The sequence below is a fragment of the Candidatus Sulfidibacterium hydrothermale genome (genome assembly GCF_020149915.1).
Classification (GTDB): Bacteria; Bacteroidota; Bacteroidia; order Bacteroidales; family F082; genus Sulfidibacterium; species Sulfidibacterium hydrothermale.
Genome location: NZ_CP083760.1, coordinates 232,310 through 258,006 on the forward strand (window position 1 = coordinate 232,310; position 25,697 = coordinate 258,006).

The following is a 25,697-nucleotide window of genomic DNA, read 5'->3' on the forward strand; positions in this document are numbered from 1 at the left end:
TGAATATTTACGTTTCTTATTTTAGAAAAATAAAGGGGTTATTCTGAAAGGTAAAAAAGGATTATAAACTTTGTACTTGTTTTGTGGAATAACCAATAAAATTTCTCTGTGAATGAAAAAATATTTTCTCATTTTTATTTTTTTACTTTTTGTCGTCAGACTTTTTGCCCAACCTGAAATCGGGCAATGGCGAACTCATTTGCCGTATGATGAGATGATTGATGTAGCTGTTACGCCTGATTTGATTTATGCTGCTACACCCTACGATTTGATCACTTATCGTAACGAAGATGGTAAAATAACGGTTTTTGATAAAGTAAAAGGATTGAATGATTTGGGTATTAGTAAAATTGCATACGACAAAAATTCAAACCAGCTGGTGGTAGCTTATACCGATGCCAATATCGACTTGATCGATGCTAATCAAAATGTGATCAATGTACCGGATATTTTTAATAAGGAGATGTCCGGAATTAAAACCATTCACAATATTTACTTTAAAGATCAATATGCTTATCTGGCCTGCAGTTTCGGTATTGTGGTGCTTGATGTGAAAAGGCACGAAATTAAAGATACTTATTACATTGGTCCGGATGGCAGTGCATTGGATGTACAGGATATTACCTCAAACGATACGGCACTTTTTGCAGCGACGGCCAAAGGAATTTATTACTGGAATTTACATAATACCAACCCGGCCGATTATCAGCAATGGCATTTGGATACACGCCTGCCGGTGCAAAATTATAATCTGATTACCTCGTTTGCCGGAAAGATTTATACCAATTACCTTTCATCCGGCTGGGATGGCGATACGCTTTACGTTTACGACGGAACCCGGTGGGACTATTTTTTACCCGGAAATCACTGGCGGCATTTTCAGTTGAATGCCGAGGGGAATACTTTATTTGTGGTTAATCGTTATTGGGTAGAAGGATTTGATGAAACCGGAAAAAGTATTTTTTATGTAAACAAAGCCGGTATCAATGGAATAGAACCATTAGCAGCCCGGGGTGATCCAAATGATTTTGTATGGATTGGTACAAAAAATCAAGGATTGCTTAAAACCCAGAATCAAAATAATAATCAGGAGTTGATCCGGTCAGACGGGCCGGCTTCTACAAAAGTTTTTGCCCTGGATTCCCGTGGAAATGATGTTTGGGTAGCTTCGGGCGGATATCAGTCGAACTGGGCTAAAACCTACAATCACGATGGCGTGTTCCTTTTTCAGGATGGCATCTGGAAAACGTTTGACAAGAAAAATACACCGGCCTTTGATACCATTACCGATCCGGTATGTGTAAAAGTGAATCCCTACGATCCGGCTACGGCTTATGTCGGTACTTTTCAGGATGGCGTGATGAAATTTCAGGATGGAAAACTGGTAAGTATTTTTTCGAAAGATAACAGCAGCTTACGACCAATATGGGCAGATGCTGATTTGGTTTATGTAAGTGGACTTGATTTTGATAGCCGGGGAAATCTTTGGGTAGCCAATTCAGGTACGGAAAATATTTTGTCGGTAATGAAACCCGACGGTACCTGGAAATCCTTTTTTCTCGGAAGCCGGTTAAGCAACATTGATATCGGAAGTTTGATGGTAGATGCCAATGACAACATTTGGATTAAAAAACGAAATGATGGCATGGTGATCGTTTTTAATGATAACGGTACCATTGACAACACTTCAGATGATCAGGTAAAAATATTGAGTTCTGTACGGGGTTACGGAAATATTCAGGGAAGTACCGTTTATTCGTTTGCTACCGATAATAACGGAGAAGTTTGGGTAGGTACGGATAAAGGAATTAATGTATTTTATTCACCGGAAGCAATTTTTGAACCGGGTGCTGACTTTGATGCCCAGCAAATTCTGGTTCCGCGAAACGACGGAACCGGTCTGGCCGATATTTTACTGGTTACCGAAACGGTTACGGCTATTGCTGTAGATGGTGGAAACCGGAAATGGGTAGGTACGCAGCGTGCCGGTGTTTTTCTTTTTTCACCCGACGGATTAAAAGAAATCCATCATTTTACCACCGAAAATAGTCCGTTGCTTTCCAATACCATCACCGGCATAACCATTGATAAGAACGGGGAAGTGTTTATCGGAACGGATAAAGGATTGATCTCTTACCGGAGTACAGCTACCCCGGGAAATCAAACATATTCGGATGTTTACGCTTACCCCAATCCGGTGCGCGAAAATTATACCGGATTAATAGCCATTAAAGGACTGGTAACCAATGCTTCGGTTAAAATTACCGATGTTCATGGAAACCTGGTTTACGAAACCAAAGCCGAAGGCGGGCAAGCTGTATGGAATGGTTATACTTTTCATCACGAGCATGTTTCTACCGGTGTTTATCTGGTTTTTGTAACCAATGATGATGGAACACAAAGTATGGTAACCAAGATTCTTGTCATTCACTGATTGTTTATTGCCTTATGCTGGTTCATACAAAAGGAATTGTTTTTCGTTCGATCAAGTATGGTGATAATGCGTTGGTGGTAAAGATTTTTACGGAAGAACTGGGTATTCAGTCTTATATGGTAAAAGGAATACGGAGCCGGAGGTCCAAAACAAAACCTTCCTTTTTTGAACCGTTGACCTTGCTGGAGATAGAAGCAGACCAAAAGCCTAACCGGCAATTGCAACATTTGAAAGAAGTACGGGTAGCCCACGCCTGGCAGCACATTCCTTTTTCTGTGGAAAAGCAGAGTATCCTCCTTTTTTTAAACGAAATTCTTTATAAAAGTATCCGCGAAGAGGTTCCTGACCGAGAGTTGTTTTCCTGGCTTTTTCACAGTTTGATCTGGTTTGATTTGGAAGAAATCCGTTTTATCAATTTCCATCTTCTTTTTTTGGTCCGGTTAACCCGTTTTCTTGGCTTTTATCCGGAAGTTTCGGCTTTGCAAGAACAGGAAGTTCGTTATTTCGACCTGCAAAACGGGAACTTTTCAATACATCAGCCGGCCCATTCATATTTTTCAGAAGGTCACTTGGTACAAAAATTTTTCAGATTGGTTCATTCCGATAAGGAATCGGTAAAAACACTGACGTTAACGACGGCCGAACGCCGGTTTATCTTGGATCTTTTACTGTCTTATTATCAAATACATTTACCCGGTTTGGGAAATATTCAATCGGTGGAAGTATTACGTATGGTACTGCATCCTGAAAACTTGTCTAAAAACACAGGTTCATAGCGCATCTAACCATTTCGAAGCGGCTTTTTTGGTTGAAAAATACTGAAATTTGTAATTTTCGATTTTGGCTCTTTCTTTGTATAAAATAGAGTAGGCCGTTTCTCGGGGCTTGCTTATTATCATAGCATCATAAACTGTCTCATAGTCATTGAGCATCTGTTTTACCTTTTCAGAAATCACTTTCAGATCTTTTTTTGATAACAGAAACTCTGCTTCTGTAGCATCGGTAAGGATTTTTAGCTTACGAGGATACTTGGGGTTTTTGCGGATTTGATTGTTATATTCCAAGATTTCTTTAAGCGTTATTTCACCAGAGTAAACCGCTTCAAGAAAATGGGTCTCAGGATTGAATTTTTGCGTGATCATGAAAAGCTTCTACAATATGATTAATACTTATACTGTATTACTCGTCTAAATGTTTCACTAAAGCACCCCATTTTTTGTCTACTTTAAAATTATGTTTCAAAAAATAGTTACCCAGCAGGTAATGAGCTTTGATGATGGAAACATCTTTGGCTGCCATCCGGGTAAAGAAATCATTGATCATGGCCGAACCGATTCCTTTGCCTTGCAGTGGACTGGTTACTGCTGTGCCATCTAATCGTACAATATTATTTTCCAGCGTCCGGTAGCTGATGCCGGCAATCACCCGTTCATATTTATCGGTAACCACAAAATATTTATCCTGTTGCGAAACGGTTTTCGGGTAATTTTCTTCATAAAACAGCTGATATAATTTTCCTACCTCAGCAGCATCACGGGGCTCACGCATCGTGTAAATTAAACCGCTTTTGTCTTTTATCAGGGTTTGAACAATAATTTGTTCTTTGTTTTTATCCACCACTTTTACCAAATCCATTTCCTGATAATGTTTCATTTTCGGAAAGACCATTTTGCTGAATATTCGCCGGTCAACCGGATCTTCGAGTGTGGCCTGTAAATCGGAAAGTTCGATAAGTTGTATGGTTTCAGCTTCTGTTTTCTCTTCCAGTTTTTCCAATAGTTTTCCGAAAGCCTCCAGCACTTTTTTGTTGGAATGGCTGAAATAGGTATGACGATAAAAATAAAACCGTTCGATTTCGTTGCGTTGAAAGATCTTGAAAAGATCAAAAATTTCGTAAACCGTTTGTTCGCGGGCTTCTTTGGTTGCATCCGGATTCAGTTTTAACCACTGTTCGTAATTAGAAATGGCACTGTGTATTTTTAGCGGATAATAATGCCGGTGCTTTTGTTCTTTAATGAAATCGTCAATGGATTCTTCCAGCGGTAATGATTTCAGGTAAGGATCGCGGGTGTTTTTCAAAAACTGGCGCCATTCTTCCAGCAGCGGAAAAGTTTCTTCTTTTCCCAGGCTTTCGATCATGGCTTTATAAATCCAGTTGTATTTCAGATGTGAACCTCCCCAGGGATAAAGTGCTACGGTTTTCTGATAAAAGTTTTTGATCATGGGCACCAGCAAATCTTCTATTTTCCGGTAAGGTTCGTATCCGGTAAGGGAAATGATTACTGCACTTTCTTTAAAATCGAGTTCCGGTACCATGATGTTTTTCGGAGAAACCGCTCCCGGAATGATTTTGTACCGGCTGATTTTCCAGGCTCTGAACACGACAGCAAACGATTTGATAAACAGCTGATGCCAGGCATACGGTTGTGAATTTCCGGCCCATTGGTGAATTTCCGACATCTGCCTGATTTTTTCCCATACACGCAGGCCTCCCAGATACTGGCTCGACCGCACCCCGTGTTGGGCATTGCTGATGCCCAGCGATGATAATACCGGAAGATCAAACGGATAATCGGATAAATAAGCGTTCCAATACAGGTCGGCAACCGTTTCATTGGTTGTTTCCTGCCGGGTGACTACCAGATGCAGGTCGTAATGTTTATTATTTACGGTGTTTACCGTTAAACGGTAATGACGGAAATCGGAAAACGATTGTAACTTGGTGATCCATAACCCTTCGGGGATGATTTTATCCACCGTAAAGGTGGTTTGTCCGTAAATGAGATGAATGGATTCTTCCAGAAAAACAGTATCGGTGATGATTTTTCGCAAGCGCCGGGTTTGCTCTTCCGGAATGCCATATTCAAAAACGATGATGTTCTTCCAGAAACTTTTCGGCAGATTCCGGCGCAGATCCTGCATGCGGGCATCAAAAACCAGATAAAGTTCATGAAAATATTTTCGTGCCTTTTCTGACAGGTATGGGTCTTTGTCATGTAAAACCCATGCAGCCAGTTCGGCCCGGATCGACTTATAATAGTAAGGATGCTGTTTCCCAAAATTATACAATAGTTCCAGGATATCTTCAAACTGTTTCCGGGTGGTTCCTTTTGCCGGCCATTCCATGTTTTTCCGGTAGGCAAAAAGCCGTTTTCTGAAAGCGGCCAGTTGTTGTTTGCCCAGGCTGCTCAGTGCAATGGCTTCGATGGTTTTGGTATCAAGAAAAGTTTTTCCGGAACGGACAAATACAGGTAGAACTTCTTGATAATCAGCGCTCGAATCGTAGATAACCAGGCTCTGGTAAGCCAATGCCCGGATACGGTGTTCGCGGTGGCAGGCCAATGCCTCCAGCCGGTGTCGGATTACCCTGGCAATCCGGCGCTGCGATTCTGCCAACTGCTGGCCCAACAGCTGAATGGCCTGCATCTGTTTTTCCCCTTCTGTAAAAAGAGCATCAATAATTAAACCGTTGATAAAGACGATTAAGCTGTTGCTGATGGAAGGAATGGAAATAATATTTTGTTTTTTGATTTTGTTATCGATGCAGGAAGGATAACAAATCTGGGCCGAAAATTCCTGAAGCGGTAAATCCCAGCCTTCTTTCACCGGACTGAACTGGATGAACTGGGCATTTCCCATCCATAACAGGGGCTGTAAAGCCAACCGCCCAAGATTAATTGATTTGTTTTTAATTTCATATGAAAAATCACCGATGACACAACGGTCGTTATCTACCGGTTGAAAAAAGAGTTTTTTCCCGTTTGACCGATTGATGAAATAATGATCTTCATAATAAATATCATCTTCCAGGATGCCTAAATCGCGATAAAACCACCGGGGAATTTGTACTTTATATCCCTCCACAAAAAACCCGATTTTGTCAGACTGGTACAGTTTTTTTATGATTTCGGCAAAGTTTCGTTCAATATTTTTACGGTTAAAAGAACCTTTGGGCGTCAGTTCTTTTTTTTCTTCGGAGAAAGGCCGGTCAAGTACCGAAAAGTTTACTACCCGTTCATAAGGAGCTACGCCGCGGTTGGCTGTTTGCACAATCTGATGAAAATATTTACGGAGACTTTCTTCATCGGTTTGCGATTTTACTACGGTGTCCTCTCTGTCAGGAACTATGAGTAGTACATTATACGGGCGGGCATCGCCTACTAAAAAAGCATGTTTTACTCCCGGAACACCGTTGAATTTTTGTTCGATGGTGCGCGGGGCAATGGTTTGCCCTTTGTTGTTTTTATAAATGTCTTTTACCCGGTCTACAATTTCGTGATGTCCGTCTTCTGAAATGGTAAAAATGTCGCCGGTGGGCAACCAGTAATTTTCATCCGGATTTTCTGAAGGGTAAGGAATAATTCCTCCGGGAGGCGCCTCTTCAAGATAACGGGCAATATAATGTCCGCTGATTTCCAGTTCGCCGTTTTTTTTCAGCCGGGTGTATACGCCCGGCAGGGCTTTGCCGGTTGAGTTATCCACATAATCTCCGGGAGGGGTCATGGTGATTCCGCCGGTGGCTTCCGTCATACCAAAACCACTGCAGAGATCAACGCCGTGCGACTGGAAAAAGCGGAAGATCTTCGGACTTAGATAACCGGCTGCAGAAAGTCCCCAGTGCAGTTGTGTTCCGATCACTTCTTTTCGGAGAATTTCTTTTCGCAACGTTTCGCTGGTTACGTTGCCCAGCTTTTGCATGGCCTTTTCATACAGTTGCATCCAGCGAATAGGGACACTGATAAATCCGGTGGGATTCAGTTCGGGAAAAAGTTTAAGCAAGGTTTCCGAAGAGGTATTTCCGGTAAAAATATAGGTTCCGTGCCAGTAAATAGATCCGGTGAGTTCGAGATAGCGTCCAAAAGTATGAAACAACGGCAAAAAGCAAAGCAAAGTTTCGTTTCCGGTATCCGGTAAAGCAGCATGACGGGCAAAACGTTTGGAAATAATGTTGTAGTACGAAAAAGAAACGCCCTTTGGAATACCGGTACTACCTGATGTGAACATCGTTGTAGCCACCTCGTTGAGTTTGCGCTTCGGCCGTTTTTTTAAAAGAGCATCTACCTCTTTGTAATTAAGTTCTTTGGCTTTTTGCTGCAGGATTTCAGTATCCGGCTCTTCAATATTTTGGCTGACAAGCAGGGAAAAAGACAAATTAAATTGCTTTTTCACCCGTTTTAAATGGTAAATCCGGTCTAACGTATCGGTTACTACAATATTGATTTTTAGGTCTTTGAAGATTTTCCCGATGATCTCTTCCGAGAAATGAATATTCAGCGGGGTGTCGTAAATGCCGTACATCAAACAGGCCAGGTCCACAGCAGCACCATCTACCGAATTGGCTGAGAAAACAGCTACCCGTGGTTCTTTTTCCATACTGTAAAAAGTGGCTGCCAGTTCGCGGGTATAGTTAAAAATCTGCTGGTAGCTGAAACGTTCTTTTTTCCCTTCTGTCAGATTAATAAATAACGTTTTATCCGGGTGTTCCGTTACCCGTTGTTCGAACATTTCTTTTAGTCCGTAGTCGGTATTTTGCAGAATAACAAAAACTTTTTCGGCCCAGTCGTTTCTTTTTTCGTCTGATGAGAGCTTTTTCAGAAATTCTTTTCGTGCGGTAAGGTCGAGAAACCGGAAATAATCTTTCCGGGGAATGATGTTGTCTTTTTCGATTTCTGCTAAACGATCGAGAACAAAGTCGGCTTGAAGCCCGCTGTTTTTTTTATGAATCAGATTTTCGATTTGCAGGAGCAGGTTCTTCATGAAAATACGGTTTTATGTTCAGGAAAATGGTGTGCGGAAAATTTTATTCTGTTATTCGGTGCTAAAATAAGCAATGCTTCTAACAGTATCCGGAAAAGGAATTAAAAATCGAAATAATATGCCGGTGTATATTTGTATTTTTTCGAAACGTTAATAACCAGTTGAACCATGGGAATTCCGGCCCACAACCAATCTTTGGTATTGTTTTCCACCCCGACAAAATAGCTGAAGTTCAGGGTGTGTTTGGCGTCGATCCGGTAGGTAATTCCCGGTCCTACACGAATATACTGGAATCCGTTCCAGTAGGACCACCACCGGTAAATAAAACCGGCGACAAGGGTAGTAACGATTTTTTCTTTCACAGGATAATTCAGAAAAATCACTTCACGCATGGCGTTGCCTACTTTGCCGTGATTGTCCACATCAAGTTGCCATTTTACCTGGTTGACAAACTGAATTTTTGGTGTTGTTCTTTTATATAAAACCCCTAAACCGATCCGGTATTCGGTTTTATCCGGTTTCACGGTAAACCGGAAATCGGGTACTAACTCAAATTTCTTGGAAACAAGATAGTTGGATACAAATTCGATAAACCAGTTGTCCAGCTGTTGAAAGTTATTTCTCAGACGGGTTTGCAGTTCCAAAGAATATTTCCATTTATGTTGTCCGAAAGTAACCTTGTTACCGAGATATACCTGATTATCCCAATTGGGGCTGTCTTGGGCCGTTAAAGTACCTGCCGGAAAGAGAAGCAGTACTGCCAAAAAGAAAATCGTATAACGAAAACGGACCTGGATTGATGTGTTCATCTGTTTTTCCGGTGTTGATACAAAAACGGTTTTTTTGATTGATGTAAAAATAAGAAAATTATGAAACAGAAGAAATTTAGGTTTTTCAAAAGCACTTTATTTGCCGGCAACGAAAAGGGGTTATGCCTTTAACCGGGCTTCGAAAATGGTTTCAAATTCTTCGATGATGGCTTTTTTTACTGCAGAAGTTTCCACCTCGCGCTGCAATTCTTTTTGCAGCGAAGTGACTCCTTTATCCTGAAAACCACAGGGATTGATATAAGAGAAATATTCCAGGTTGGTGTTTACATTCAGGGCAAAACCATGCATGCTTACTTTGTTTTGAATACGCATGCCGATGGCAGCAATTTTCCGTTCTTTTCCCGGGATAAGGGCATCGATCCAGACACCGGTTGCTCTCTCGATACGGGCGCCATGTAATCCGTAGCGTTTGATAACCCGGATTAAAATGGTTTCAATGTCAAAGACAAATTCTTTTACGGAAAGATCGAAATTATCCAGGTCGAAAACCGGATATCCCACCACCTGCCCCGGTCCGTGGTAAGTAATGTCTCCTCCCCTGTCGGTTTGGTAGAAAGCGATTCCGTGGGCTTCGAGCCATTTGTCGCTTACCAGTAAGTTGCTTCTGTCGCCGCTCTTTCCTAAAGTGTAAACATGCGGATGTTCGCAGAAAAGAAGAAAGTTTTCGGTTCTTGCTTCCTTTTTTTTGGCTTCAAGAATCCGGTCGAACAGTTGTTTTTGATATTCCCAGGCTTCGGCATAATCGATCCGGCCCATATCCAGCAAAGTAACCTCGGTGTTTTTCTCCTTATTTGCCATTTTTACAAATTTTAACGGGCTGATATATGTTTTTCAGCATGATATGACGATCTGACCAACGGGCTGCTTTCCACATACCGGAAACCTTTTTTCAGTCCTGTTTTGCGGTAAATTTCAAATTGTTCGGGCGTGACATATTCTTTTACCGGCAAATGTTTCTTTGTCGGTTGCAGATACTGTCCGATGGTAAGTACCGAAACACCGGCGTCCAACAGGTCATCCATCAATTCAAAAACTTCTTCCGGGGTTTCGCCTAACCCGGCCATGATTCCTGATTTGGCTACAACACCTTTTCCGGCAATGTATTGAAGGACTTGTAAACTCCGGTCGTATTTTGCCCGGCTGCGGGTTTCGGGCGTAAGACGCCGCACGGTTTCCAGGTTATGAGAAATAACTTCCGGACCGGCATCAATAACCTGTTGAATCAGTTCTTCGTGGCCGTCAAAATCGGGAATCAGGGTTTCTATGGTTGTTTCCGGGTTTTGTTCTTTGATCTTCCGCACGGTTTCGGCCCAAATGGCAGCGCCCCCATCCGGCAGGTCATCGCGGTCAACCGAAGTGAGTACTACATGTTTTAATTTCATCCGTTTTACCGATTCAGCCACTCTTCGGGGCTCATCGTGGTCAACGGGTAAGGGTTTTCCGGTTTTTACATTACAGAATTTGCAGGAGCGGGTACAAATATCACCCAGAATCATCAGTGTTGCTGTACCACGGCCCCAGCATTCGTGCATGTTCGGACAGTGGCCACTGGTACAGATCGTATGCAGTTTGTTCCTCTCAACGATTTCTTTTACAGAAAGATACTCTTTTCCGGAAGGGATTTTTATCTTTAACCAGTCGGGTTTGCGAAGTATGGTGTCCGAAGTATTCATCTTTTGTTGTTGAAAGCGCAAATTTATAACAAAACCACATGCCGTACCGAAAAAAATAAAATCGTCTGATTTTTTGTCGTGGTGTTCTTCCATAGCCTTTAAATTTTCTACTTTTGCCAAGGGGATCTCAAAAATATTTCTCACCAAATTTCATGTACAGGAAAGATTATTCAGCAAGGAAATATGTGATTATAGCCGCTTTTGTTTTGGTGGCTGTCATTTTTGCTGTGCGTCTTTTTTATTTGCAGGTTTATACCAACCAGTATAAACTTTCTGCGCGGGATATTGCTTTGCGCCGGGTGGTGGAATATCCGGCCCGTGGCCGTATTTATGACCGGCATCATCGTTTGTTGGTGTATAACGATGCGGTGTATGATCTGATGGTGATTCCCCGCCAGGTAAAAAAAATGGATACGGCCAAATTTTGCCGGTTGCTTCAGATCAGCAAGGATTTTTTTATCCGGCAAATGAAAAAAGCCAAACACTATTCGTATTACAAACCGTCTATTTTTCTTAAACAGCTTTCGAAGAAAGAGAAAGGTCCTATTGAGGAGGTGATGTACGAGTTTCCGGGATTTTATTTTCAGACCCGTACACTGCGTCATTATCCACATCCTGTGGCGGCTCATGTTTTGGGCAGTGTGGGCGAAGTAAGTCCGGCGGATATCCGGCGTGATCCGTATTACCGTCAAGGCGATTATATCGGTAAATCGGGTATTGAGTGGTTTTACGAAAAAGAACTCCGCGGGAAAAAAGGTTCGCGGCTGGTGGAAGTGGATGTGCACAATAATGTGAAAGGAAGTTTTCAGAACGGAAGGTATGATACGCTGGCTGTTCCGGGTGCCGATCTTACCCTGAGCCTGGATGAGGATTTGCAGGCTTATGGACAACGGCTCATGAAGAACAAAAAAGGAAGTATTGTGGCGTTGGTTCCGCAAACCGGTGAGATTCTGGCTTTTATAAGCAGTCCGGAGTATGATCCCAACTTGTTGGTCGGGCGTGAACGTTCGGCCAATTACCTGAAACTTTTGCACGACAGCCTGAAACCTCTGCTGAACCGGGCTTCGTCCGGAACTTATCCGCCGGGTTCTACTTTTAAACTGGTTCAGGCCCTGATTGGCTTGCAGGAGCATGTGGTTACGCCGAATACTTTGTTTACCTGTCAGGGAACCGCTTCCAAGCCCATTGCCTGTTCGCATAATCATGTTTCGCCTCTGCGAATGAAACTGGCTATCGAATTGTCTTGTAACTCTTATTTTTGGAAAACCTTCAGGGCCATCATTGATGATCCGCATTTTTCCAATACACACGACGCTTACGATGCCTGGTATAAAAAGGTTATCAGTTTTGGTTTCGGACACAAGTTCAACACGGATATTCCGTTCGAAAAACCCGGAAATATTCCTACCCGGGCATATTACAACAAAGTGTATCATGGCAGCTGGAATGCACTGACCATTCGCTCGTTGAGTATCGGTCAAGGAGAAATTCTGGTGACTCCGGTACAGCTTGCCAATCTGGCGGCTATTATTGCCAACAGCGGTTATTATGTAAAACCTCATTTTCTGATTGGCATGTCGGGCGATGATACTCTTTCGGGGAAATATAAAAAGAAATACCGGGTAGCCATCAATCCGAAATATTTTAAAGTAGCCCGTCAGGCCATGGAAGAGGTTTTTTCCGGCCCGGAGGGTACGGCCCGTTTTTATCAAATGGACAGCATTACGCAAGCCGGAAAAACCGGTACGGTACAAAATCCGCATGGGAAAGACCATTCTATTTTTATGGCTTTTGCACCGTATAAGCATCCGAAAATAGCCATTGCCGTGGTGGTTGAAAATGCCGGTTTCGGGTCAACCTGGGCAGCTCCCATTGCCAGTTTAATGATGGAACATTACCTGCGTGGAAAAACCAAACGCCCCCGGCTCGAAAAAAGAATATTAGACGGTGACCTGATTCATAACCAAAAAGTAAAAAAACCATGAGGCACCGCGAAAATTTCTGGAAAAATATCGACTGGTTCCTGGTGTTGCTTTATCTCGGACTGGTGGTTTACGGCTGGTTGAGTATTTATTCTGCCTCTGAAACCGGAGACAAATCGTCTATCTTTGATTTTTCACAACGTTACGGGAAACAGTTGGTTTGGATTGGACTGGCCCTGTTTCTGGCTTTTGTTATTCTGATTATTGATGCCAAGTTTTTCTCCTCTTTTGCGTATGTTTTTTATTTCCTGGTCATGCTCAGCCTGTTGGCGGTGCTGCTGTTCGGAAAAACGGTAGCCGGTTCCCGGTCGTGGTTTCAGATTGGCAGTTTTGCGCTACAACCTTCAGAGTTTGCCAAATTTGCCACGGCGTTAGCGTTGGCAAAATACCTAAGCCGGCTGCAAACCGATATGCGGCAGTTAAAAACCCGGGTAATGGCGGCAGCCATCATTTTTTTTCCGGCCTTTTTGATTTTAATGCAAAACGATACCGGTTCGGCACTGGTTTACTTTTCGTTTATTTTGGTATTGTACCGGGAAGGTCTTCCTGGTTGGATTCCGGCACTGGGGTTGATTCTGGGGGCATTGTTTATTATCACCATAAAATTTGGTGAGCTTTATGTGGCAGCCGGACTGGCTGGTTTTGTGGTGTTGCTGTTTCTTTTATTCCGGGTGTTCCGCCGTAACTGGAAAGTGTTAGCTGCCGGACTGATTCTTTCTTTGGCTTTTGTATCTATGGTGGATTATGCTTTTCAGCATGTTTTGGAGCCGCATCAGCGGATTCGTATCCAGATTATGCTGGGAATGAAAGAAGATCCGCACGGAGCAGGATATAATGTCAATCAGGCTAAAATTGCTATTGGTTCGGGTGGTCTTACCGGAAAAGGATTCCTGAAAGGAATGTTGACACATAACCACTTTGTTCCGGAACAAAGTACCGATTTCATCTTTTGTACCGTAGGTGAAGAGCGGGGTTTTTTAGGTTCGCTTTTTCTCATTGCGCTTTTTTTGGCGATGCTTATCCGGATTATCCTGCGCGCTGAACATCAGCGGTCGGCATTCAGCCGGATTTACGGATATGGCGTAGCATCCATTTTGTTTTTTCATTTTACGGTAAACCTGGCCATGACCATCGGACTTTTTCCGGTAGTAGGTATTCCGTTGCCTTTCTTTAGTTATGGCGGCTCTTCGTTGTGGTCTTTTACTATTTTGCTGTTTATTTTTATTAAGCAGGATGCTAACCGGATGAATGTGTTGTATTGATTTCTGTTCGCCTTTTCGGTGGGCGATTATTTTTTGCATATCATGTGATGGTTCAGAAAAACCGAATACAGGATATTTTTCGTTTTATATAACATCTATTCAGGCATCAACAGCAATTTTTGCCGGTTTATGATCGCTTGTTTCCGGCGATAAAAAACAGGTGAACCAACAGTTTTCGTTTAAATTCATAATAGTACTTTCTTTGTCTGTTCCGCGATACAGCAAAGAGAGCAGGTTTTTACAGGTAATTTTTTATGTATTTTTACCCCGTATTTTAAAAGACAGCCATTATGCAGAAAAAAGTTTTTGGTATGTTGTTGGGCTTTCTGCTTTTTGCAGCAGTGTCTAATGGTCAGGAACTGGCTAATGTAGCCAAAACCAGGAATCGTCAAACCCATGATTTGTTGGATTATCGTTTCCGGGGCGGGTTTTACACTTTTGAACGGATGTTTTTGCAAACGGTAAAATATACCGATATGGCCCGTGAGAACTGTATCATCGGCATTGTGGTCCTTTCGTTTCAGGTAGATTGTGATGGAAATTTAAAGGATGTTAAGATTAAAAATGCTCTTCATTTTGGTTTGGATCAGGAAATACAGAAATTTATGGAATCCACCAATGGGCACTGGAATAAATGCCGGGATAATAAATACACCCGCTTTTCTGTACCGATTCAGTTTACCATGGAAGGGACCAAAACCGATACGCTGGATCCGGTGATTACCCTGGTCGGTAAAAACCCCGGATATGTTTGTAACAGCGACAGTTACTATTATCAAAAGGCCAAAGAAGCGTTAGCCAAGAAAAAAGGGAAAAAAGCCCGTACCTATATTGAAATTCTTATCCGGCGAAATCCGTTTAATGATGAATATTACGACATGATGAAAAAGGCCATGGCGCTTTCCGGGAAGAAGAAAAAAAAGAAATAACCAAAATTCATGTTAGAATTTTTACAACATCTTGATGTTGCTGTTTTACTGTTTATTAACGGGCATCATTCTCCTTTTTTCGATGCGTTGATGTTGTCGGTCAGTGGCATTCTTCTTTGGGTGCCGTTGTATGCTTTGTTGTTGTATTGGATTTTTAAAGAGAAAAAGTGGTACGGGTTTTTAACGTTGGTTTTTATTGCATTGACGATTACTGCTTCGGATCAATTGTCGGTACATGCTTTTAAAAACGTTTTTATGCGATTGCGTCCTTGCCACGAACCTTCGCTGGAAGGCCTTTTACATATGGTAAAATTCTGTGGTGGCCAATACGGATTTGTTTCTTCTCATGCAGCCAACAGCTTTTCGGTTTTGGCTTTTCTTACCGGATTTTTTAAAACATCGCGTCCGTATGTCAAGTGGTTATTATGGATTTGGGCTTTGCTTGTGATCTACAGCAGGGTTTATCTGGGCGTGCATTATCCGGGCGACGTTATTGGCGGAGCGATTTTCGGCTTTTTTACCGGATGGCTCATTTTCCGGCTTTATCAATTGGTGGATAACCGGTTAGAGTTTAAATCTGGTCGGGCAGAATATTAATAATCACCGGGTCATTTACCTGTAATCCCATCAAAGATGCGGCCTCCGCATTTTTTAATGCTATTTCCAGCAAGTCGTTACTGCCAAACAGACAAACATGGTTTGCTTCACCACCGGCATCGGCATAACTCTCGCCGATTTCTTCGCAGCTGTAGCCTTTAAAATAAATGGTAAATGGCTTTTTCCCTATAATACGTTCAAAAAGTTCACGGGAAATGTTGGTAATGGCATTATTGTAAGGGTCAATATGAATAACCATCCCTCTGATTCCGGAATGGTTAAACGAAGGCTCGTAATCCAGTTTTTGTTGTAGCGACGGGTAAGGAGCTCCCAGTGTTTCGATGTTCTCGCCCTGTGCCAGCAGAACAGCTGCTTTGGCAAAACGGTGTAATCCCGAAAAGGTATATTTTTCGCTGTCTTGTGGAATCTCTATGGAATAAACTTTCTCCGGTTTTTTTTCTTTTTCAAAGATCAGGGAAAAAATACCATTATCAGCACCGATAAAATAATGACCGTCGTAAAGTACAGCCAGATGAGGTTCTTCCAAACTTTCTTCTGTATTTACTCCGATAATATGAATGGTTCCTTTCGGAAAATGATGATAAGCATGACGCAGTACGTATGCCGCTTCACGTGTATTGAAATGCGGTATTTTGTGCGTAATGTCCACAATCGTTGCGTTGGGCAAATCTTGTAAAATACGTCCCTTTACCGCTGCCACATAGTAGTCGGTATCACCCCAGTCACTTAACAAAGTAATGATTGCCATGCTGATTGTACGGATATTAATCGTGTAAATAACTTTTCAAAATTAAGGAAATTCAGATAAGTCTGTCCGGTTATTTTTAATAATTTTGAAACCGCAACAAAGCATCTTTTTTTTCTGACTTTAGCACATGAGCGAAAGTATCATTCAGATAGATACCGATAATCCGGTAGAATTTTTTGGCCCGGGAGACAAATATCTCAATCACATCAAGGCTATTTTTCCCAAACTTAAAATTGTTGTTCGTGGAAATCTGATCAAACTTATCGGAGAACCGGCCGAGATCGGTGTTTTTGAAAAACGGCTGGAATTATTGCTGGTTTATTTTGACCGGTTTGGCAAGATTACCGAAAAAGCCGTGGAACAGATTATGGAGCAGGATGACGACAGCTTAACGCGTGAACATACGCGTCGGGAAGATGTGCTGGTATATGGTCGTCATGGAAAACTGGTGAAAGCCCAAACGGCAAATCAGAAAAAAATGGTGGAGAGCATGGATAAAAACGATATGCTTTTTGCTATTGGTCCGGCCGGAACAGGAAAAACATATACTGCCGTGGCGCTTGCGGTCAGGGCATTAAAAAACAAAGAAGTAAAACGGATTATTCTCACCCGTCCGGCGGTGGAAGCCGGCGAAAGCCTGGGGTTTTTGCCCGGCGACATGAAAGATAAGCTGGATCCGTATTTACAACCGTTGTATGATGCGCTGCGCGATATGCTGCCTACGCAAAAACTGTTATCGTATCTTGAAGACGAAACCATTGAAATTGCTCCCTTGGCCTACATGCGTGGCCGCACTTTGGGCAATGTCTTTGCCATCCTTGATGAAGCGCAGAATGCTTCCGAAAGCCAGCTGAAAATGTTCTTAACCCGCATGGGTAAAAATTCCAAGTTTATCATTACCGGCGATGTTACCCAAATTGATTTGCCCCGGCATAAAAATTCCGGACTGTTACAAGCCCAGCAAATTTTAAAAGGAATTAAAGGCATTGATTTTATTTATCTCAACGAAAAAGATATTGTCAGAAATAAACTGGTAACCAAAATAGTTAACGCATATCAAAAAATCGAAAACCCAAAAAAATGATTTCCCAAGCCATTACCCGGACCGATTTTCGGTTTCCCGGACAAAAAAATGTTTATCACGGTAAAGTACGTGATGTGTATAATATTGACGACCGCTATCTGGTCATGATTGCCACCGACCGGATTTCGGCTTTTGATGTGGTATTACCCCGGGGTATTCCGTACAAAGGCCAGGTGTTAAATCAGATAGCTGCTAAATTTTTAGATGCTACGGCTGATATTGTTCCTAACTGGAAACTGGCTACTCCCGATCCGATGGTTACCGTAGGACGATACTGTAAACCTTTTCCGGTGGAAATGATCATTCGTGGTTATCTGACCGGAAGCTCCTGGCGCAGTTATAAAAAGGGGGCTCGTGAAATTTGCGGCGTACCTATCCCGGACGGAATGAAAGAACATCAGCGCTTTCCCGAGCCTATAATTACTCCGACAACCAAAGCCGAAGAAGGGCATGACGAAGACATCTCAAAAGAAGAAATTATCCGGCAAGGACTGGTTTCGGAAGAAGATTATGCTTTGCTTGAGAAGTACACCCGCGCTCTTTTTGAACGCGGAAGCCGGATGGCTGCCGAAAAAGGGTTGATTTTGGTAGATACGAAATACGAATTTGGCAAAGCCGACGGGAAAATCTATCTGATTGATGAAATCCATACCCCCGACTCTTCGCGTTATTTTTACGCTGACGGGTATGAAGAGAATTTCAAAAAAGGACTGCCACAACGCCAGCTTTCCAAAGAATTTGTCCGTGAATGGCTGATGGAAAACGGTTTTCAAGGACAATCCGGACAAAAAGTTCCGGAAATGACCGATGAGTTGGTGGAAAGTATTTCAGAACGGTATATTGAATTATACGAGAAAATTACCGGCGAAAAATTTCAAAAAGCCACTTCAGATAACGTTTTGGCACGGATTGAAAAAAATGTTCTCCATTTTCTGGCCTCTTCCTGAAAATCATGTTAAACCGGAGGCTTACCGGTTGATTTAAATTTTGTTAAAACAACAAATATCTCCATCAATTGTTTAGCTTTGCAATTCATTACATTTTAATATTAAAATTTTGTATATCATGCGGAAAATCATTCAAACAGTCGGACTTTTATCTTTGGCTTTACTGATTTTTGCTTCCTGCCAAAATACCCCCAAGGGAGATCAGTACACCATTACCATGCACATTAAAGACCTGAAACAAAACGTGAAGGTTATTATGCAAAAACGTAAGGATGGAAAGTGGATCAAAAAAGATTCGATCATACTCAAAAACGGACAAGGCGTGTTTAAAGGGCATGTTGATCAACCCGAACTTTATTACCTGACTATCAAAAAGTTTATGGCTTACATCCCGGTTTGGGTTGAAAACAGTAACATTACAGTGGATGCCAGTTTGCGTAACCTGCGTCACCCGGTAATCAAAGGTTCCAAAGCCCAGACTGCTTTTGATGCTTATGCCGATTCCACCAAAAAATTCATGGAGAAAGAAAGGGTTCTCGGAATGAAATACAGCCAGGCCCGCATACGTAAGGATGAAAAAACCATGAAGGATTTGGAAGACCAGTATAATCAGATTGAAAAAGACCGCGTGGATTATATGCTCGGATATGTTAAAAGACACAACAAAAGCGTTGTTTCGCCTTATATCATTATGAGTAACTCTTACGGTTTGTCATTGAAACAACTTGAAGAAGCCGTAAATTCACTGGATGCTGCCAGCATGAAAAACAATGAATATTATCAATATCTGAAAAAACGGGTGGCCACATTAAAACGGGTAGCCGTAGGACAGCCGTATGTTGATTTTACCCTGAATAATCCTGACGGAAAACCAATTTCCCTCTCTTCGGTGGTGAAAACACACAAATATACATTGGTTGATTTTTGGGCTTCATGGTGTATGCCTTGCCGTGCCGAGAATCCCAATGTGGTAAAAGCGTATAACGAATTTAAAGATAAAGGATTTACTGTTTTTGGTGTTTCTTTTGATAAAGATCATGATAAATGGGTAGCAGCCATTAAAAAAGACGGCTTGACCTGGCCCCAGGTTTCCGACTTGAAATTCTGGAGCTCTGAAGCCGGTAAATTATATGGTGTTCAATCCATTCCGCATAATGTACTGATTGGTCCTGATGGAAAAATCGTTGCAGAAAATCTTCGTGGACAGGCTTTGGTCGATACCCTGAAGAACCTTCTGAAATAAGACTTTATCGTTTAATCTTCAAAAAAACCTGCCTGAAAAGGTGGGTTTTTTTGTTTTTAGCGTAAAAGCGGATCGTCACAAAAGTTGTTCAAATAATTTTAACTTTGCCATAAACCGATATACAGTGATTTCCATTCAAGAAATAAAATTAGCGGTATCAGCATTTTCTGATGAGTTAGTCCGGATGCGCCGTCATTTGCATGCCCATCCTGAGCTTAGTTTTCAGGAGAAAGAAACAGCAGCCTGGATTTCGCAAAAGTTAGCATCATGGGGAATTTCCCATCAAACCGGTGTGGCCGGATACGGAATTGTAGGGGTGATAAAAGGAAAAAATCCCGGTAAAAAAGTGGTTGCTCTCCGGGCGGATATCGATGCTCTGCCCATTGAAGAGATGTCCCCGGTAGAGTATAAGTCGCAGAACAAAGGGGTGATGCATGCCTGTGGTCATGATGTGCATACGACTTGTTTGTTGGGTGCGCTTAAAATATTGAATGACCGGAGAGAATTTTTTGAAGGTTCGGTTAAATTCCTTTTTCAGCCGGCCGAAGAAAAACTGCCTGGAGGTGCTGTGCAAATGATCAAAGCCGGAGTTTTGGAAAATCCTGCGGTGAACATCATGCTGGGACAGCATGTTTATCCTGATTTGGAAACCGGAAAGGTAGGATTTCGCCAGGGGCGTTATATGGCTTCCACCGACGAGATTCATCTGACCATTCGCGGAAAAGGCGGACATGCCGCCATGCCTGACCAAATTGACGATCCGGTGCTGGCTATGGCTGAAATCCTGGTATCATTGCAAACGGTGGTCAGCCGGAAAACACCACCTGATATTCCTTGTGTTTTATCATTTGGAGCAGTAAAAGCAGACGGAGCGACCAACGTAATTCCGTCGGAAGTATTGGTTCATGGTACTTTTCGCACTTTTGACGAAGAGTGGAGAAAAACGGCTCATCGGCTTATTATCCAAAAAGCAGAAGCCATTGCACAGGCTCACGGATGTTCTTGTGAAGTGGTTATTGATAAGGGATATCCTTTTGTGGAAAATGATCCGGAAGTAACCGTGCGGGCTCAAAAAGCAGCAGAAGAATTTCTTGGAAAAGAGAATGTGGTGGATCTTGACATCCGGATGACGGCAGAAGATTTTGGCTATTTTGCCCAGGCTGTTCCCTCCTGCTTTTATCGTTTAGGCACGCGGAATGAAAAAAAAGGAATTACAGCCGGATTGCATCATCCCCGTTTTGATGTGGATGAAAAAAGTCTGGAAACCGGTACCGGATTGCTGGTGTGGGAAACACTGTCACAACTGAACGGATAAATCATGAAAGTGGAAGGCAAAACATACAAGACAGTATGGATGGAAGGAACTTCCGTTTTTATGATTCAGCAAAACCTGTTGCCGTTTCAGTTTAAAATTCACGAATGTAAAACCTATTGGGATACCTGCATTGCCATTACTGATATGGTTGTACGCGGAGCGGGAGCCATCGGGGCAGCAGCCGGTTTTGCCATGGCCCAGGCTTTTCTGACCATCAATACCAAAGAACGGCTGAAAATGATCCGTGAAGCCCGGAGCGATATTGAAAATACAAGACCCACGGCCAGAAATCTGTTTTATGCTGTGGATCGGGTGTATCGTGCCGGACTGGAACACACGGAAAAAGCAGTGGAAGAAGCCTTTGCTGTAGCTCGCGAAGACGAAGAAAACTCTAAAGCCATCGGCGTTTTTGGCAGCACGCTCTTTGGCGAAAAAACCAATATTTTAACCCATTGTAATGCCGGCTGGCTGGCTTTTGTGGATTACGGTACTGCGCTGGCACCGGTGTATCTTGCCCATGAACAGGGGAAAAAAGTTTTTGTGTATGTGGATGAAACCCGTCCGCGTGCCCAGGGTGGGCGACTTACGGCATGGGAACTGAAAAACGCCGACGTTCCTCATGTGATTATTCCGGATAATGCTGCTGCCACATTGATGGCTCAGGGAAAAATTGATGTGGTGATCACCGGAGCCGACCGTATTGCCTCCAACGGCGATACAGCCAACAAAATCGGAACCCTCGACCGGGCCATTCTGGCCAAAGAATTTGGTGTTCCGTTTTATATAGCAGCTCCGACATCTACATTCGATATGGAATGTAATACCGGTAAGGAAATACCTATCGAAAAACGTTCGCAGGACGAAGTATTGTTTCAAACCGGGGTCGACGACAATGGAAACAGAGTCAAAATACGGGTATGCTCTCCCGGCTCAGGAGCTTTTAATCCGGCTTTTGATGTTACGCCAGCCCAATACATTACCGGCATTATCACCGAAAAGGGAATCGTAAAAGCCGATAAATTGTCTATCCAAAAATTAATGGAAAGCTAAAATAGCTGGCCAGCCTCTTTTAAGACAAAACGACCTCTTCTGTTTTTTTTCTGTAAAAATGTTTTACTGTATTTTGAAGTTTTCTGGTATTTTCTGCCAGGCGAAAATTTTCATATTCTGTTATCATTTCGTGTAAAACAGCTTTTACCGATTGTATTTTTTCCGTTTTGTAAGCATTACTTCCGGCAAAAACAAAACCATTTTTCAACTTTCCTTTAGCCGCATTAATCAGTGCCAGCGAGATACAGTAAGGGGCTTTTTTATAATCACAGGTTTTCAGACATTTCCAGGGACAGTTCACCGGATTTCTTTTTCCGGCCGCAACGTCCTGCAAAAATTTGTTGTTAATAGCCCTGCCCGGCAAGCCGACCGGACTATCGATTAAGACAATGTCTTCCGGTGTACTGTTTACATAAGCTTCTTTAAAAGCAACCGAAGCATCACATTCAAAAGTAGGAACAAGCCGTGTTCCAATCTGTACCCCGCGGGCTCCGAGTTTCATCAGCCGAAACATATCGGCCCCCGTATAAATTCCGCCGGCTGCAATAACAGGGATTTCTCTTCCAAATCGCAATTCAAAAGGCTTAAGTGCTGCGATTACAGAAGGTAAAATGTTTTCCAGTAAATAATCCGGATGAACGATTTGTTGTTTTTTATAACCCAGATGTCCTCCGGCTTTCGGTCCTTCTACCACTACCGCATCCGGAATAACGCCGTAATGTGTTTCCCAATAACGAAAAATCAGTCCGGCCGCTTTTCCGGAAGAAACAATGGGGAGAAACTTTGTTCTGTTTTCCTCTTTTTTATCTTTAATAACACTATCGGGCATGCGTATCGGAAGTCCGGCTCCTGAGATGATCAGATCCGCTTTTTCTTCGACAGCCACGGTCAAATGATCCTCGTAATCCGACAAAGCCACCATAATGTTTACACCAATAATACCATCGGTTTTTTCTCTGGCTTTTCTGATCTCTTCACGCAACGCCATCTGATTGGCATTTCTGAAATTTTTTGAAAAATCGGGCATCAGCATGCCAATACTGGCCGATGAAATAATTCCGATTCCCCCTTCATTGGCGACAGCCGAAGCCAGACCGGATAAAGAAACAGCTACCCCCATTCCGCCTTGTATAATCGGAAGTTTTGCGCTGAGGTCTCCTATTTGTAATCCATTCATAAATAACCTGCTTTTTATTTTTTAGCAAAACTAAGGGCATAGGCAACCGGTACATTTTTTTAGGGTTTAAACAAAGCAAATTAGGGACGGAAAACCAGTTTAGGGATAAAAATGTAAATACAGGGATGAATGACAAGAAGCTTTTCCGGAAAAAAATCAAACCTGATAAAATATTTCTTTAAAAGGCACAATATATTTCCGGGAGACCGACAAGGCATGTTCCTCTTCGCCCACGTAAAGTACATATCCCTGGGAATTGCCTTCTAACCGTTTGATTTGATTGATGTTAACAAGAAAAGCGCGATGACACCGGAAAATAAAAGGGTACTCTTTACTGGCTTCCTCTGCACGTTTTAAAGTACAGCGTACCAGCCGCGAGCGTGTTTTATCGCGGTCTTGCCAAAAAACTTCGATGTAGTTGTTGGCCGAACGTATGTACAAAAGCTGGTTAACATCTACCGAAAAATCATCTTTTTCATAATCCGATTTTAAATGAATTACTTTCGGCGAAGGTTTGGCTTTTTCTTCAAGATAACGGTTCAGTTCCAATGCCGATTGCAAATGAAGCCTCAATAAACGGGTACGGTTATACGGAACCAGAATACTGACCGGAATGGCACTTATAATTAATATTTTTACCAAAATGTAAAAGCTGAAACTGAAATATCCAATCAGTTGAAAATAGACAAAAGAAGCAGAGGCAATAGTAAAAATAATCCAAAGGTTCCAGAAAATCTCTTTCAATACGGTCCATCTCTGAAATAGGCGGGTGTCAGACAAAAAAGCAGGGATAAGCAACAGGTTTACACTAAGTCCGAGAAAAATAACCACAATTAATCCACCGATCAAAGAATATTTTTCCTGTGTGTTTAATGCTTTAATATCAAATGGCTGGAAGAGATAAAACAACAAAAACAATATCAGGCTAATGACAAAAATAAGCTTTGTATTTTGCTTTAAATCATCATTAAAAGGGTAGGACTTTTTCAGAAATTCGAACCACTTTGCCATGAATATATATTTTAAACCGGTTAGGTTATTCGTTGCAAAAGTAGAAAAAGAAAAGCTCGTTGAACAAAACAGCTACAAAACAAAAATACAGATTTATTATTTGACGGTAATACCGCAGGTTTAAAAGTATCACAACAGATTGTTGGCCAGGTTGGCCAATTCTGAACGTTCGCCTTTTTCCAGCCGGATGTGGGCATAAATGGCACTTTGTTTCAGCCGGTCGATCAATACGGAAAGACCGTTCGACTGCGAGTCGAGATACGGCGTGTCAATTTGATAAATATCGCCGGTAAAGATGATTTTAGTGTTTTCGCCGGCGCGGGTAATGATGGTTTTAATTTCGTGCGGCGTCAGGTTTTGGGCTTCGTCCACAATAAAAATCACGTTGGAAATACTGCGGCCCCGGATGTAAGCCAGCGGGGTGATCATCAGTTTTTCCGATTCGATGGCATCGTTAATGCGGCGGTATTCTTTGTCCTGTTCGCCAAACTGGTTTTGAATATATTTCAGGTTGTCCCACAGCGGTTCCATGTACGGATTGATTTTTGAATGGACATCGCCCGGCAGATAGCCGATATCTTTGTTGCTGAGCGGCACAATGGGACGTGCCAGATAGATTTGTTTAAAATGACGCCGTTGTTCCCAGGCGCCGGCCAAAGCCAGCAGGGTTTTTCCGGTACCGGCCACTCCCTGAAGGGTTACCAGTTTTATTTCCGGATTCAGTATGGCGTGCAAAGCAAAAACCTGTTCGGCATTACGCGGCATAATCCGTGAAACCGATTGTTTGGCAACTCGTTCAATCCGGCCGGTTACCGGATTGTAAAATGCCAGAGCAGAAGCTTTATCACTTTTCAGGATAAAATAATGGTTAGGATATGGACGGGCGATGTTCAATTCATCCATAGCGCAAAACCCTTCGGAATACAGCTTGTCGATGATCTCCGGCTGAACATTTTCCAGTTTTTCTTTTCCGGTATAAAGGGTATTGATATTTTTGATTTTCCCGGTTTCAAAATCTTCGGCCGGAAGGTTCATGGCCTTGGCTTTCAGCCGCAGGTTAATGTCTTTGCTTACCAGAATTACTTTCCGGTCGGGATGATCTTCTTTCAGTTTTAAAGCTGCATTCAGAATGCGATGGTCGGCTTTGTCTTCACCAAAAACTTTCCGGGCATCTTTCCGGCTTTGTTCGTTCATAATTACCCGGAACTTTCCTTTTTCCGGACCGTTTAATCGTCGCCAGTTGGTCATGGTCAGTTTTCCGGAAATACTGTCCAAAAACCGGATGAACTCACGGGCTTCAAAATTTTTGGTGTCATTTCCTTTTTTAAAATTATCCAGTTCTTCCAAAACAGTAATGGGAATTGCCACGTCATTGTCTTCGAAATTGTTGATGGCATTGTGATTGTAGAGAATAACGGAGGTGTCCAGTACAAAGATTTTCTTTTCAGATTTTTTTCCGGCCATAAGATGGGTTTTATATAAAAAGGCTTCTTTGCCTTAAAAATAACGGGAAAAGATCTCTTTTTTATTTTGTCGTTTCAGAGTTTCTAACAAATTGAAGTTGACAACGGTTTTTAGGTTATAAAGGGGTTAAAACCTTTCTGTTTCTTTTTCCGTACCTTTGTTTCCCAATCGAA

Annotated in this window: 20 protein-coding genes; 11 read left to right on the forward strand and 9 right to left on the reverse strand. The window is 42.3% G+C overall.

Features of this window, described 5'->3' with window-relative positions; genetic code table 11:
* The first annotated feature begins 112 nt into the window (after nt 1-112).
* Both porZ and recO read left to right on the forward strand, forming a co-directional pair.
* On the forward strand, nt 113-2,434 hold the full coding sequence (porZ, locus tag LA303_RS00915) for a type IX secretion system anionic LPS delivery protein PorZ (protein WP_240526065.1): 2,322 nt from the start codon (nt 113-115) through the stop codon (nt 2,432-2,434).
* Nucleotides 2,435-2,448: 14 nt separating this feature from the next.
* On the forward strand, nt 2,449-3,210 hold the full coding sequence (gene recO, locus LA303_RS00920) for a DNA repair protein RecO (protein WP_240526066.1): 762 nt from the start codon (nt 2,449-2,451) through the stop codon (nt 3,208-3,210).
* On the opposite strand, the gene LA303_RS00925 is transcribed toward recO, so the two are convergent.
* From LA303_RS00925 to lipA, 5 genes are all read right to left on the reverse strand, one after another.
* Entirely contained in the window at nt 3,205-3,576 is a 372-nt protein-coding gene (locus LA303_RS00925) for a hypothetical protein (RefSeq protein WP_240526067.1), read from the reverse strand. The genes recO and LA303_RS00925 overlap by 6 nt on opposite strands.
* A gap of 37 nt (nt 3,577-3,613) precedes the next feature.
* The gene (locus LA303_RS00930; RefSeq protein WP_240526068.1) at nt 3,614-8,191 is read right to left on the reverse strand and encodes a GNAT family N-acetyltransferase; all 4,578 of its coding nucleotides are present in this window, start codon (nt 8,189-8,191) and stop codon (nt 3,614-3,616) included.
* A 101-nt stretch (nt 8,192-8,292) separates the two neighbouring features.
* Nucleotides 8,293-9,000 carry a DUF2490 domain-containing protein gene (locus tag LA303_RS00935; protein ID WP_240526069.1) on the reverse strand — a complete coding sequence of 236 codons (708 nt, stop codon included), beginning with the start codon at nt 8,998-9,000 and terminating at the stop codon, nt 8,293-8,295.
* Nucleotides 9,001-9,120: 120 nt separating this feature from the next.
* Nucleotides 9,121-9,819, reverse strand: a complete 699-nt coding sequence (gene lipB / locus LA303_RS00940) for a lipoyl(octanoyl) transferase LipB (RefSeq protein WP_240526070.1) — start codon at nt 9,817-9,819, stop codon at nt 9,121-9,123.
* Nucleotides 9,820-9,830: 11 nt separating this feature from the next.
* Nucleotides 9,831-10,694 carry a lipoyl synthase gene (lipA, locus tag LA303_RS00945; RefSeq protein ID WP_240527086.1) on the reverse strand — a complete coding sequence of 288 codons (864 nt, stop codon included), beginning with the start codon at nt 10,692-10,694 and terminating at the stop codon, nt 9,831-9,833.
* 152 nt (nt 10,695-10,846) lie between these two features.
* Between lipA and mrdA the strand changes: the two genes are divergently transcribed.
* From mrdA to LA303_RS00965, 4 genes are all read left to right on the forward strand, one after another.
* Complete coding sequence (mrdA, locus tag LA303_RS00950) at nt 10,847-12,679, forward strand: penicillin-binding protein 2 (RefSeq protein WP_240526071.1); 1,833 nt, start codon at nt 10,847-10,849, stop codon at nt 12,677-12,679.
* Complete coding sequence (gene rodA / locus LA303_RS00955; protein WP_240526072.1) at nt 12,676-13,938, forward strand: rod shape-determining protein RodA; 1,263 nt, start codon at nt 12,676-12,678, stop codon at nt 13,936-13,938. The genes mrdA and rodA overlap by 4 nt, the downstream gene beginning before the upstream one ends.
* Before the next feature lie 290 nt (nt 13,939-14,228).
* A complete protein-coding gene (locus LA303_RS00960) occupies nt 14,229-14,867 on the forward strand; it encodes an energy transducer TonB (RefSeq protein ID WP_240526073.1) in 639 nt (212 codons plus the stop codon).
* 9 nt (nt 14,868-14,876) lie between these two features.
* Nucleotides 14,877-15,464, forward strand: coding sequence for a phosphatase PAP2 family protein (locus LA303_RS00965; protein ID WP_240526074.1), 588 nt, complete (start codon nt 14,877-14,879; stop codon nt 15,462-15,464).
* Here LA303_RS00965 and LA303_RS00970 read toward each other — a convergent pair.
* Nucleotides 15,439-16,233: an SAM hydrolase/SAM-dependent halogenase family protein gene (locus tag LA303_RS00970; protein ID WP_240526075.1), complete on the reverse strand. Its 795-nt coding sequence runs from the start codon at nt 16,231-16,233 to the stop codon at nt 15,439-15,441. The genes LA303_RS00965 and LA303_RS00970 overlap by 26 nt on opposite strands.
* A gap of 127 nt (nt 16,234-16,360) precedes the next feature.
* Here LA303_RS00970 and LA303_RS00975 point away from each other — a divergent pair, with 127 nt between their 5' ends.
* The 5 genes from LA303_RS00975 to mtnA all read left to right on the forward strand — a co-directional run bounded on the left by LA303_RS00975 (nt 16,361) and on the right by mtnA (nt 21,872).
* Nucleotides 16,361-17,317: a PhoH family protein gene (locus tag LA303_RS00975; RefSeq protein WP_240526076.1), complete on the forward strand. Its 957-nt coding sequence runs from the start codon at nt 16,361-16,363 to the stop codon at nt 17,315-17,317.
* Complete coding sequence (locus tag LA303_RS00980) at nt 17,314-18,264, forward strand: phosphoribosylaminoimidazolesuccinocarboxamide synthase (RefSeq protein WP_240526077.1); 951 nt, start codon at nt 17,314-17,316, stop codon at nt 18,262-18,264. The genes LA303_RS00975 and LA303_RS00980 overlap by 4 nt, the downstream gene beginning before the upstream one ends.
* Nucleotides 18,265-18,382: 118 nt before the next feature.
* The gene (locus tag LA303_RS00985) at nt 18,383-19,507 is read left to right on the forward strand and encodes a TlpA disulfide reductase family protein (protein ID WP_240526078.1); all 1,125 of its coding nucleotides are present in this window, start codon (nt 18,383-18,385) and stop codon (nt 19,505-19,507) included.
* A gap of 124 nt (nt 19,508-19,631) precedes the next feature.
* A complete protein-coding gene (locus LA303_RS00990; protein ID WP_262901527.1) occupies nt 19,632-20,822 on the forward strand; it encodes a M20 metallopeptidase family protein in 1,191 nt (396 codons plus the stop codon).
* A 3-nt stretch (nt 20,823-20,825) separates the two neighbouring features.
* Nucleotides 20,826-21,872 carry an S-methyl-5-thioribose-1-phosphate isomerase gene (gene mtnA, locus LA303_RS00995; protein ID WP_240526079.1) on the forward strand — a complete coding sequence of 349 codons (1,047 nt, stop codon included), beginning with the start codon at nt 20,826-20,828 and terminating at the stop codon, nt 21,870-21,872.
* Between the two features lie 19 nt (nt 21,873-21,891).
* Here the strand turns inward: mtnA and LA303_RS01000 are convergent, their stop codons facing one another.
* From LA303_RS01000 to LA303_RS01010, 3 genes are all read right to left on the reverse strand, one after another.
* Nucleotides 21,892-23,049 (reverse strand): NAD(P)H-dependent flavin oxidoreductase, encoded by a 1,158-nt coding sequence (locus tag LA303_RS01000; protein WP_240526080.1) that lies wholly within the window; start codon nt 23,047-23,049, stop codon nt 21,892-21,894.
* Between the two features lie 156 nt (nt 23,050-23,205).
* The gene (locus LA303_RS01005; RefSeq protein ID WP_240526081.1) at nt 23,206-24,060 is read right to left on the reverse strand and encodes a LytR/AlgR family response regulator transcription factor; all 855 of its coding nucleotides are present in this window, start codon (nt 24,058-24,060) and stop codon (nt 23,206-23,208) included.
* 129 nt (nt 24,061-24,189) lie between these two features.
* Nucleotides 24,190-25,524, reverse strand: coding sequence for a PhoH family protein (locus LA303_RS01010; protein WP_240526082.1), 1,335 nt, complete (start codon nt 25,522-25,524; stop codon nt 24,190-24,192).
* Nucleotides 25,525-25,697 lie beyond the last annotated feature (173 nt).